11 protein-coding genes and 1 other annotated feature are annotated in these 10,009 nt (G+C 40.5%); all 11 genes read left to right on the top strand.

What is annotated here, in order from left to right:
- Positions 1-46 precede the first annotated feature (46 nt).
- Positions 47-784 (top strand): UMP kinase, encoded by a 738-nt coding sequence (gene pyrH, locus RWM06_RS06840; protein WP_000002996.1) that lies wholly within the window; start codon positions 47-49, stop codon positions 782-784.
- A gap of 8 nt (positions 785-792) precedes the next feature.
- Positions 793-1,350, top strand: a complete 558-nt coding sequence (gene frr, locus RWM06_RS06845) for a ribosome recycling factor (RefSeq protein WP_001262225.1) — start codon at positions 793-795, stop codon at positions 1,348-1,350.
- Between the two features lie 59 nt (positions 1,351-1,409).
- Positions 1,410-2,264, top strand: a complete 855-nt coding sequence (cvfB, locus tag RWM06_RS06850) for an RNA-binding virulence regulatory protein CvfB (protein WP_313970583.1) — start codon at positions 1,410-1,412, stop codon at positions 2,262-2,264.
- 8 nt (positions 2,265-2,272) lie between these two features.
- Positions 2,273-2,488, top strand: a complete 216-nt coding sequence (locus RWM06_RS06855; protein WP_001232084.1) for a YozE family protein — start codon at positions 2,273-2,275, stop codon at positions 2,486-2,488.
- An 84-nt stretch (positions 2,489-2,572) separates the two neighbouring features.
- Entirely contained in the window at positions 2,573-3,577 is a 1,005-nt protein-coding gene (locus RWM06_RS06860; RefSeq protein WP_313970584.1) for a PhoH family protein, read from the top strand.
- Between the two features lie 212 nt (positions 3,578-3,789).
- Positions 3,790-4,359, top strand: a complete 570-nt coding sequence (locus RWM06_RS06865) for a GNAT family N-acetyltransferase (protein WP_313970585.1) — start codon at positions 3,790-3,792, stop codon at positions 4,357-4,359.
- Positions 4,360-4,425: 66 nt separating this feature from the next.
- Positions 4,426-5,076 (top strand): helix-hairpin-helix domain-containing protein, encoded by a 651-nt coding sequence (locus RWM06_RS06870; RefSeq protein ID WP_313970586.1) that lies wholly within the window; start codon positions 4,426-4,428, stop codon positions 5,074-5,076.
- Positions 5,060-7,300, top strand: coding sequence for a DNA internalization-related competence protein ComEC/Rec2 (locus RWM06_RS06875; protein ID WP_313970587.1), 2,241 nt, complete (start codon positions 5,060-5,062; stop codon positions 7,298-7,300). Before RWM06_RS06870 ends, RWM06_RS06875 begins: the two co-directional genes overlap by 17 nt.
- 389 nt (positions 7,301-7,689) lie before the next feature.
- On the top strand, positions 7,690-8,277 hold the full coding sequence (locus RWM06_RS06880; RefSeq protein ID WP_313970588.1) for an ABC transporter ATP-binding protein: 588 nt from the start codon (positions 7,690-7,692) through the stop codon (positions 8,275-8,277).
- Positions 8,278-8,280: 3 nt separating this feature from the next.
- Entirely contained in the window at positions 8,281-9,465 is a 1,185-nt protein-coding gene (locus RWM06_RS06885) for a hypothetical protein (protein ID WP_313970589.1), read from the top strand.
- A 159-nt stretch (positions 9,466-9,624) separates the two neighbouring features.
- Positions 9,625-9,756 (top strand) — a sequence feature (ribosomal protein L20 leader region).
- Positions 9,757-9,771: 15 nt separating this feature from the next.
- Positions 9,772-10,009, top strand: a 238-nt coding sequence (gene infC, locus RWM06_RS06890; RefSeq protein WP_313970590.1) for a translation initiation factor IF-3, incomplete at its 3' end; no start/stop codon positions are given.

A 10,009-nucleotide genomic window follows, 5' to 3' on the forward strand; every position in this document is an offset into this window, starting at 1 on the left:
TTAGAAATTGTGATAAAATAGGTAGGATAAAAAAAGGAGAGTGAAAATGGCGAACCCCAAGTATAAACGTATTTTAATCAAGTTATCAGGTGAAGCCCTTGCCGGTGAACGTGGCGTAGGGATTGATATCCAAACAGTTCAAACAATCGCAAAAGAGATTCAAGAAGTTCATAGCTTAGGTATCGAAATTGCCCTTGTTATCGGTGGAGGAAATCTCTGGCGTGGTGAACCTGCTGCTGAAGCAGGAATGGACCGCGTTCAGGCAGATTACACAGGAATGCTTGGGACTGTTATGAATGCTCTTGTGATGGCAGATTCATTGCAACAAGTTGGGGTTGATACACGTGTGCAAACAGCTATTGCTATGCAACAAGTGGCAGAGCCTTATGTCCGTGGACGTGCCCTTCGTCACCTTGAAAAAGGCCGTATCGTTATCTTTGGTGCCGGAATTGGTTCACCTTACTTCTCAACAGATACAACAGCGGCCCTTCGTGCGGCTGAAATCGAAGCGGATGCTATCCTTATGGCTAAAAATGGTGTAGATGGTGTTTACAATGCCGATCCTAAGAAGGACAAGACAGCTGTTAAATTTGAAGAATTGACCCACCGTGATGTTATCAATAAAGGTCTCCGTATCATGGACTCAACAGCTTCAACCCTCTCAATGGATAACGACATTGACTTGGTTGTCTTCAACATGAACCAACCAGGCAACATCAAACGTGTCGTATTTGGTGAAAATATCGGAACAACAGTTTCAAATAATATCGAAGAAAAGGAATAAGAAAGATTATGGCTAACGCAATTATTGAAAAAGCTAAAGAGAGAATGACCCAGTCTCACCAATCACTTGCTCGTGAATTTGGTGGTATCCGTGCCGGTCGTGCCAATGCAAGCTTGCTTGACCGTGTACATGTAGAATACTATGGAGTAGAAACTCCTCTTAACCAAATCGCTTCAATTACGATTCCAGAAGCGCGTGTTTTGTTGGTCACACCATTTGACAAGTCTTCATTGAAAGACATCGAACGTGCTTTGAACGCTTCTGATCTTGGTATCACACCAGCTAACGATGGTTCTGTGATTCGTTTGGTTATCCCAGCTCTTACAGAAGAAACTCGTCGTGACCTTGCTAAAGAAGTGAAGAAGGTCGGCGAAAATGCTAAAGTGGCTGTCCGCAATATCCGTCGCGACGCTATGGATGAAGCTAAGAAACAAGAGAAAGCAAAAGAAATCACTGAAGACGAATTGAAGACTCTTGAAAAAGACATTCAAAAAGTAACAGACGATGCTGTCAAACACATCGACGACATGACTGCCAACAAAGAGAAAGAACTTTTGGAAGTCTAAAAATAAACAGAAAAACTCAGTTGGCATTGCTGGCTGAGTTTTATTCGAAAGAAGGAAATATGAATACAAATCTTGCAAGTTTTATCGTTGGACTCATCATCGATGAAAATGACCGTTTTTACTATGTGCAAAAGGATGGCCAGACCTATGCTCTTGCCAAGGAAGAAGGTCAGCATACAGTAGGGGATACGGTCAAAGGTTTTGCCTACACGGATATGAAGCAAAAACTCCGCCTGACAACCTTAGAAGTGACTGCCACTCAGGACCAATTTGGTTGGGGCCGTGTCACAGAGGTTCGTAAGGACTTGGGTGTCTTTGTGGATACAGGCCTTCCTGACAAGGAAATCGTTGTGTCACTCGATATTCTCCCTGAACTTAAGGAACTCTGGCCTAAGAAGGGTGACCAACTCTACATACGTCTTGAAGTGGACAAGAAAGACCGTATCTGGGGACTCTTGGCTTATCAAGAAGACTTCCAACGTCTGGCTCGTTCTGCCTACAACAATATGCAGAATCAAAACTGGCCAGCCATTGTGTACCGTCTCAAGCTGTCAGGAACCTTTGTCTACCTACCAGAAAATAACATGCTTGGCTTTATCCATCCTAGCGAACGCTATGCAGAGCCACGTTTGGGTCAAGTCTTAGATGCGCGTGTCATTGGTTTCCGTGAAGTGGACCGTACCTTGAACCTTTCCCTTAAACCACGTTCTTTTGAGATGTTGGAAAATGATGCTCAGATGATTTTGACTTATTTGGAAAGCAATGGCGGTTTCATGACCTTAAATGATAAGTCATCTCCAGACGACATCAAGGCAACCTTTGGCATTTCTAAAGGTCAGTTCAAGAAAGCACTTGGTGGTTTAATGAAGGCTGGTAAAATTAAGCAAGACCAGTTTGGGACAGAGTTGATCTAGGGTGACTTATGAGAAAATCATTTTACACTTGGCTCATGACCGAGCGCAACCCTAAAAGTAACAGTCCTAAAGCTATCTTGGCGGATCTCGCTTTTGAAGAGTCAGCCTTCCCAAAACACACAGATGATTTTGATGAGGTGAGTCGCTTTTTGGAAGAACATGCCAGTTTCTCTTTTAACCTAGGAGACTTTGACGCCATCTGGCAAGAATACTTAGAACACTAGCATGATTCACTGGGTTTGGGCTAGTAATTTCTCCCCCCCTTTGCTATAATAAAAAGAAATAAAAGGATTAGAGAGGTTCTTTATTTGAAGGAACATTCAATAGACATTCAACTGAGTCATCCAGATGACCTGTTTCATCTTTTTGGTTCCAATGAACGCCATCTCCGTTTGATGGAAGAAGAGCTTGATGTGGTGATTCATGCTCGTACGGAGATTGTCCAGGTTTTGGGAGAAGAGTCTGCTTGTGAGGAAGCCCGTCAGATTATTCAAGCTCTCATGGTCTTGGTAAATCGTGGGATGACCGTTGGTACGCCAGATGTGGTAACTGCAATTAGCATGGTCAAAAACGATGAAATTGATAAATTTGTCGCCCTTTACGAAGAAGAAATTATCAAGGACAATACAGGGAAGCCTATTCGTGTCAAAACTCTAGGTCAAAAGCTTTATGTGGATAGTGTCAAACAGCACGATGTGACCTTTGGAATTGGGCCAGCAGGTACAGGGAAGACCTTCCTTGCAGTGACCTTGGCTGTGACAGCTCTTAAACGTGGTCAGGTTAAGCGGATTATCCTAACACGCCCGGCAGTGGAAGCTGGCGAGAGTCTAGGTTTTCTTCCGGGTGATCTTAAAGAGAAGGTAGATCCTTACCTTCGACCTGTTTATGATGCCTTGTATCAGATTCTGGGAAAAGACCAGACGACTCGTCTCATGGAGCGTGAAATTATCGAGATTGCGCCCCTTGCCTATATGCGTGGACGGACCTTGGATGATGCCTTTGTCATTCTCGATGAGGCGCAAAATACGACTATCATGCAGATGAAGATGTTTTTGACTCGTTTAGGTTTTAATTCTAAGATGATTGTCAATGGAGATATCAGTCAGATTGACCTGCCACGTAATGTCAAGTCAGGTTTGATTGATGCCCAAGAAAAACTCAAGAACATTCACCAAATTGACTTTGTTCATTTTTCAGCTAAGGATGTGGTTCGCCATCCAGTTGTCGCTCAGATTATCCGAGCTTATGAACCAGTACCAGTTAAAAATGAAGAGCGCGAAGAATTAGATACTCAACCTCTATCTGAAGGATAGTTCTTTTGTACTTAAAGTTATCTCAATGTTAAGTCTATAGTAGATTGAAGTTAGAATAGTACGTCGTGATTGCTAAAATATTTCTAGAAATAAATTTGACTTTCCTAATCGATTTGTTCATATTTTATTTCAATCTACTATAAATTTGCGTTTTAAATGTTTCATTCAATATCCTTGTATTAGATTAGAAAGGTTTCAAGTGGTAGAAACGTATGGAATCAATCTTTTTAAAACTAGCTCAGTATCCCATAGTGGAGACTGAGCGTTTATTGCTTAGACCTGTAACCTTGGATGATGCGGAAGCAATGTTTGAGTATGCCTCGGATAAGGATAATACACGTTACACTTTTCCAACTAATCAAAGCTTGGAAGAAACTCAAAATAATATTGCTCAGTTCTACTTGGCTAATCCCTTAGGGCGTTGGGGAATAGAACTAAAAAGTACTGGAGAGTTTATCGGAACCATTGACTTGCACAAGATTGATCCTGTTCTTAAGAAGGCAGCTATTGGCTACATTATCAATAAAAAGTATTGGAATCAAGGATTGACGACAGAAGCCAATCGTGCCGTAATTGAGCTAGCTTTTGAGAAGATAGGAATGAATAAGTTAGTTGCTTTACACGATAAGGCTAATCCCGCGTCAGGAAAGGTCATGGAGAAATCAGGAATGCGTTTTTCCCACGAAGAAGCTTATGCTTGTATGGACCAGCATGAAAAAGGCCGAATCGTGACAAGAGTTCATTATGTCTTGATCAAGGAAGGCTATTTTGCAAATAAATAAGCAGTTGAGAAGAAATTTTCAACTGTTTTTTCTTTCTCTTACGAATAATCTAAGAGAGGAGAAAATATGGAAGCAATTATCGAGAAAATTAAAGAGTATAAAATCATTGTCATCTGTACTGGTCTGGGCTTGGTTGTTGGCGGATTTTTCCTGCTAAAGCCAGCTCCACACACACCTGTCAAGGAAACGAATTTGCAGGCAGAAGTAGCAGCTGTTTCCAAGGATTCGGTATCCGAAAAGGAAGTGAAGAAGGAAGAAAAGGAAGAACCCCTTGAACAAGATCTAATCACAGTAGATGTAAAAGGCGCTGTTAAATCGCCGGGTATTTATGACTTGCCGGTAGGTAGTCGGGTCAATGATGCCGTTCAGAAGGCTGGTGGCTTGACAGAACAAGCAGATAGCAAATCGCTAAATCTAGCTCAGAAAGTTAGTGATGAAGCTCTGGTTTACGTCCCAACTAAGGGAGAAGAAGCAGCTAGTCAGCAGGCAGGTTCTGGAACGGCTTCTTCAACGAGCAAGGAAAAGAAGGTCAATCTCAACAAGGCCAGTCTGGAAGAGCTTAAACAGGTCAAAGGATTAGGTGGGAAACGAGCTCAGGACATTATCGACCATCGTGAAACAAATGGGAAATTCAAGTCGGTCGATGAACTCAAGAAAGTCTCTGGCATTGGTGCCAAGACCATAGAAAAGCTAAAAGATTATGTTACAGTGGATTAAGAATTTCCCCATTCCCCTAATTTACCTGAGTTTTCTATTACTATGGCTTTACTACGCCATTTTTTCTGCATCCTATCTTGCTTTATTGGGTTTTGTTTTTCTGCTAGTTTGTCTCTTTATACAATTTCCTTGGAAATATGCTAGCAAAGTTCTAGTGATTTGTGGAATCTTTGGCTTCTGGTTTCTGTTTCAAAATTGGCAACAGAGTCAAGCGAGTCAAAATTTGGCGGATTCTGTTGAAAGGATACGGATTTTGCCCGACACTATTAAGGTCAATGGTGATAGTCTATCCTTTCGTGGTAAGTCTGATGGACGCATTTTTCAAGTCTATTATAAACTCCAGTCCGAGAATGAAAAAGAAGCCTTTCAAGCCTTAACAGACCTTCATGAGATAGAACTAGAAGGAAAACTTTCGGAGCCAGAAGGGCAGAGAAATTTTGGTGGCTTTGACTACCAAGCCTATCTGAAGACTCAGGGAATTTACCAGACTCTCAATATCAAAAAAATCCAGTCACTTCAAAGAGTTAGCAGTTGGGATATAGGTGAAAACCTGTCCAGTTTACGCCGAAAGGCTGTGGTTTGGATTAAGACACATTTTCCAGACCCTATGCGCAACTACATGACAGGGCTCTTACTGGGACATCTGGACACAGATTTTGAGGAGATGAATGAGCTGTATTCTAGTCTAGGAATTATCCACCTCTTTGCCTTGTCGGGGATGCAGGTAGGTTTTTTTATGGATGGATTTAAGAAACTTCTCTTGCGATCAGGCTTGACTAAAGAAAAGTTGAAATGGCTGACCTATCCCTTTTCCCTTATCTATGCAGGTCTGACAGGATTTTCAGCTTCGGTCATTCGCAGTCTCTTGCAAAAGTTACTGGCTCAACATGGTGTTAAGGGCTTGGATAATTTTGCCTTGACGGTTCTTGTCCTCTTTATCATCATGCCCAACTTTTTCTTGACAGCAGGAGGTGTCTTATCCTGCGCCTACGCTTTTATCTTGACTATGACCAGTAAAGAAGGGGAGGGACTCAAGGCTGTTGCCAGAGAAAGTCTAGTCATCTCCTTGGGAATATTGCCCATTCTATCCTTCTATTTTGCAGAATTTCAACCTTGGTCCATCCTTTTGACCTTTGTCTTTTCTTTTCTATTTGACTTGGTCTTCTTACCGCTCTTGTCTATCTTATTTGCCCTTTCCTTTCTCTATCCAGTCATTCAGCTGAATTTTATCTTTGAATGGTTGGAGGGAATGATTCGCTTGGTATCGCAGGTGGCAAGTAGACCTCTGGTCTTTGGACAACCTAATGCATGGTTTTTAATTTTATTGTTAATTTCCTTGGCTTTAGTCTATGATTTGAGGAAAAACATTAAAAGGCTAGTAGTATTGAGCTTATTGATTACAGGGCTCTTTCTCCTGACCAAGCATCCACTGGAAAATGAAATTACCATGCTGGATGTTGGGCAAGGTGAAAGTCTTTTCCTAAGGGATGTAACTGGGAAGACCATTCTCATAGATGTAGGTGGCAAGGCAGAATCTGATAAGAAAATCGAAAAATGGCAAGAAAAGGCGACGACCAGCAATGCACAGAGAAGCTTGATACCCTATCTTAAAAGTCGAGGAGTGGCCAAGATTGATCAGCTAATTTTGACTAATACAGATAAGGAACATGTTGGAGATTTGTTGGAGGTGACCAAGGTTTTTCATGTAGGGGAAATTTTAGTGTCAAAAGGCAGTTTGAAACAGAAGGAATTTGTAGCGGAACTACAGGCGACTCAAACCAAGGTTCGTAGTGTGTCATTGGGAGAAAACTTGCCAATTTTTGGAAGTCAGCTAGAAGTCCTATCTCCAAGGAAAATTGGAGATGGAGGTCATGAAGATTCTCTAGTTCTGTATGGGAAACTCTTGGATAAGCACTTTCTCTTCACAGGAAATTTGGAGGAGAAAGGAGAGAAGGACTTGCTGAAGCAATATCCTGACTTAGAGGTGGATGTTTTGAAAGCTGGCCAACATGGCTCTAAAAAATCATCAAGTTCAACCTTTCTAGAAAAACTCAAACCAGAGCTTACTCTTATCTCAGTTGGAAAGAGCAATCGCACCAAACTCCCCCATCAGGAGACCTTGACACGACTGGAAGGTATCAATAGTAAAGTTTACCGAACTGACCAGCAAGGAGCTATACGTTTTAAAGGTTGGAAAAATTGGAAAATCGAAAGTGTTCGATAGGAAGGACAAATATTATATATTAGTAAAACAAACTAAAATCTATTGCATAATAATGATAAAAACGATATAATGAAAGCGTATTCGATATTGATGATATAAAACCATTAAAAAAATTAGTAAAAATCGTTTAATTAGTTAGTTTATGATCTATTGGTCTTTTTCAGTCCAGCATATCTGCTGTGACAGTCACTAAAAGTTACAAGTATGATTGGAATACGGTTTGGGAATATAGTACCAACTATCACGACCATCAATATGCTTGGATTCCATCATGATCTCGTATTCTGAGTATAAAGTTGGTTCTGGTTTGAATTACAATCGTTATGAGGTAATAAACTACTACAGCGGAGGCTATTAATCCTTAAAGAGTGATAAAAGGAGGGCTAGATATGTTGCAGCTTACTCATGTGACCTTAAAAACGCGACAAGTCATCTTACAAGATGTTGATTTTACATTTGAAAAGGGTAGGATTTATGGTATTCTTGCTATCAATGGCTCTGGAAAGACGACCCTGTTCCGCGCCATTAGCAATTTAATTCCTATAAGTAGTGGAAATATCGCAGCCCCTCCTTCTTTATTTTATTATGAGAGTGTTGAATGGCTGGATGGAAACTTAAGTGGGATGGACTATCTTCGCCTTATCAAAAACATCTGGAAGTCAGGTCTGAACTTGAGGGATGAAATTGCCTATTGGGAAATGTCTGACTATGTCAGTCTTCCCATTCGCAAGTATTCCTTAGGCATGAAGCAACGCTTGGTGATTGCCATGTATTTCCTCAGTCAGGCGAAATGCTGGCTTATGGATGAGATTACAAATGGCTTAGATGAGTATTATCGACAGAAGTTTTTTGATAGGCTAGCACAAATCGATAGACAAGAACAGCTGGTTCTTTTAAGTTCTCACTACAAAGAGGAGTTAGTGGAGATCTGCGATAGCATCGTAACCATTCATCAGGGGCAGATAGAAGAGGTTTAGTTTATGAAAGATGTTAGTCTATTTTTATTAAAAAAAGTTTTCAAAAGTCGCTTAAACTGGATTATCTTAGCTTTATTTGTATCTGGACTCGGTGTTACCTTTTATTTCAATAGTCGGACTGCAAACTCCGTCAACTTGGAGAGCGAGTTGGAAACCCGTCTTGTAAAACAAGAGAGAGTCATCAATGAATATGAAGAGAAACTCTCCCAAATATCTGATACCAACTCGGAGGAATACCAGATTGCTAAAATTAATTTAGAATCGCAAAAAAATCTTTTGACTCAAAAGAAAGAAATTCTGGCTTTGTTAAAAGAAGGACGCTGGAAAGAAGCCTACTATTTGCAGTGGCAAGCTGAGGAAAAGAGTTATGAAATTGTATCGAAGGAACCGACTTCTAGCTCTGACTTTAAAATGGCGGTTGACCGCGAACGAAAGACTTACCAAGCCCTATATCCCTTGAACATAAAAGCGCACAATTTAGTTTATCCGACCCACGGGATTGATCAGATTGTCTGGATTTTAGAGGTTATCATCCCAAGCTTGTTTGTAGTTGCTATTATTTTTATGCTAACGCAACTATTTGCAGAAAGATATCAAAATCATTTGGACACAGCTCAGTTATATCCTTTTTCAAAAGTGACATTTGCCATATCCTCTCTTGGAGTTGGAGTGGGCTATGTAACTGTGCTGTTTATCGGAATCAGCGGATTTTCTTTTCTAGTGGGAAGTCTGATAAGTGGTTTTGGACAGTTAGATTATCCCTACCCGATTTATAGCTTAGTGAATCAAGAGGTAACTATTGGAAAGATACAAGATGTGTTGTTTCCTGGCTTGTTACTAGCTTTCTTAGCCTTTATCGTCATTGTGGAAGTAGTGTACTTGATTGCTTACTTTTTCAAGCAAAAAATGCCTGTCCTTTTTCTTTCACTCATTGGGATTGTTGGCTTATTGTTTGGCATCCAAACAATTCAGCCTCTTCAAAGGATTGCACATCTGATTCCCTTTACTTACTTGCGTTCAGTGGAGATTTTGTCTGGAAGATTACCTAAGCTGATTGATAATGTCAATCTAAATTGGGACATGGGGCTAGTTTTACTTCCTTGCCTGATTATCCTTTTGTTAGTGGGGATTCTATTTATCGAAAGATGGGGAAGTTCACAGAAAAAAGAATTTTTTAATAGATCCTAGCTTTCCTATAGGGAAAATAAGTAAAAACTAACATAGAGAGGGAATCAACTTGATTCTCTCTTTTTGATGCGGAAACCAAGACAAAATACAAACAGAAACTTTCAAAAAAATAACTTTTTATCTTGACAAGGGCTAGAAAACTTGGTATCATATAAAAGTTGAGAAAAGCAGAAGTGAGAGCTTCTCGCCTTGTGACATTAAGTTGCCTGGCCCTACGGATGAAAAGTTTCTAAGAAACGCTATCATAACGTGCGGGCTTGTATATTTACGAGTCCGCTATTGTTTTTCTCTAATAAAACAAAAGAGGTGAAAACCATAGCAAAGCAAGACTTATTCATCAATGATGAGATTCGTGTACGTGAAGTTCGCTTGATTGGTCTTGAAGGAGAACAGCTAGGCATCAAGCCACTCAGTGAAGCGCAAGCTTTGGCTGATAACGCTAATGTTGACCTAGTATTGATTCAACCCCAAGCCAAACCACCTGTTGCAAAAATTATGGACTACGGTAAGTTCAAATTTGAGTACCAGAAGAAGCAAAAAGAAC

Origin of the sequence: uncultured Streptococcus sp., assembly GCF_963516575.1 — a bacterium.
Classification (GTDB): Bacteria; Bacillota; Bacilli; order Lactobacillales; family Streptococcaceae; genus Streptococcus.

What these genes read in the sequence shown, in the direction of transcription:
- pyrH (WP_000002996.1), top strand. Translation starts at nt 47, where the DNA reads ATGGCGAACCCCAAGTATAAACGTATTTTAATCAAGTTATCAGGTGAA.
- frr (WP_001262225.1), top strand. Translation starts at nt 793, where the DNA reads ATGGCTAACGCAATTATTGAAAAAGCTAAAGAGAGAATGACCCAGTCT.
- cvfB (WP_313970583.1), top strand. Translation starts at nt 1,410, where the DNA reads ATGAATACAAATCTTGCAAGTTTTATCGTTGGACTCATCATCGATGAA.
- RWM06_RS06855 (WP_001232084.1), top strand. Translation starts at nt 2,273, where the DNA reads ATGAGAAAATCATTTTACACTTGGCTCATGACCGAGCGCAACCCTAAA.
- RWM06_RS06865 (WP_313970585.1), top strand. Translation starts at nt 3,790, where the DNA reads ATGGAATCAATCTTTTTAAAACTAGCTCAGTATCCCATAGTGGAGACT.
- RWM06_RS06870 (WP_313970586.1), top strand. Translation starts at nt 4,426, where the DNA reads ATGGAAGCAATTATCGAGAAAATTAAAGAGTATAAAATCATTGTCATC.
- RWM06_RS06875 (WP_313970587.1), top strand. Translation starts at nt 5,060, where the DNA reads ATGTTACAGTGGATTAAGAATTTCCCCATTCCCCTAATTTACCTGAGT.
- RWM06_RS06880 (WP_313970588.1), top strand. Translation starts at nt 7,690, where the DNA reads ATGTTGCAGCTTACTCATGTGACCTTAAAAACGCGACAAGTCATCTTA.
- RWM06_RS06885 (WP_313970589.1), top strand. Translation starts at nt 8,281, where the DNA reads ATGAAAGATGTTAGTCTATTTTTATTAAAAAAAGTTTTCAAAAGTCGC.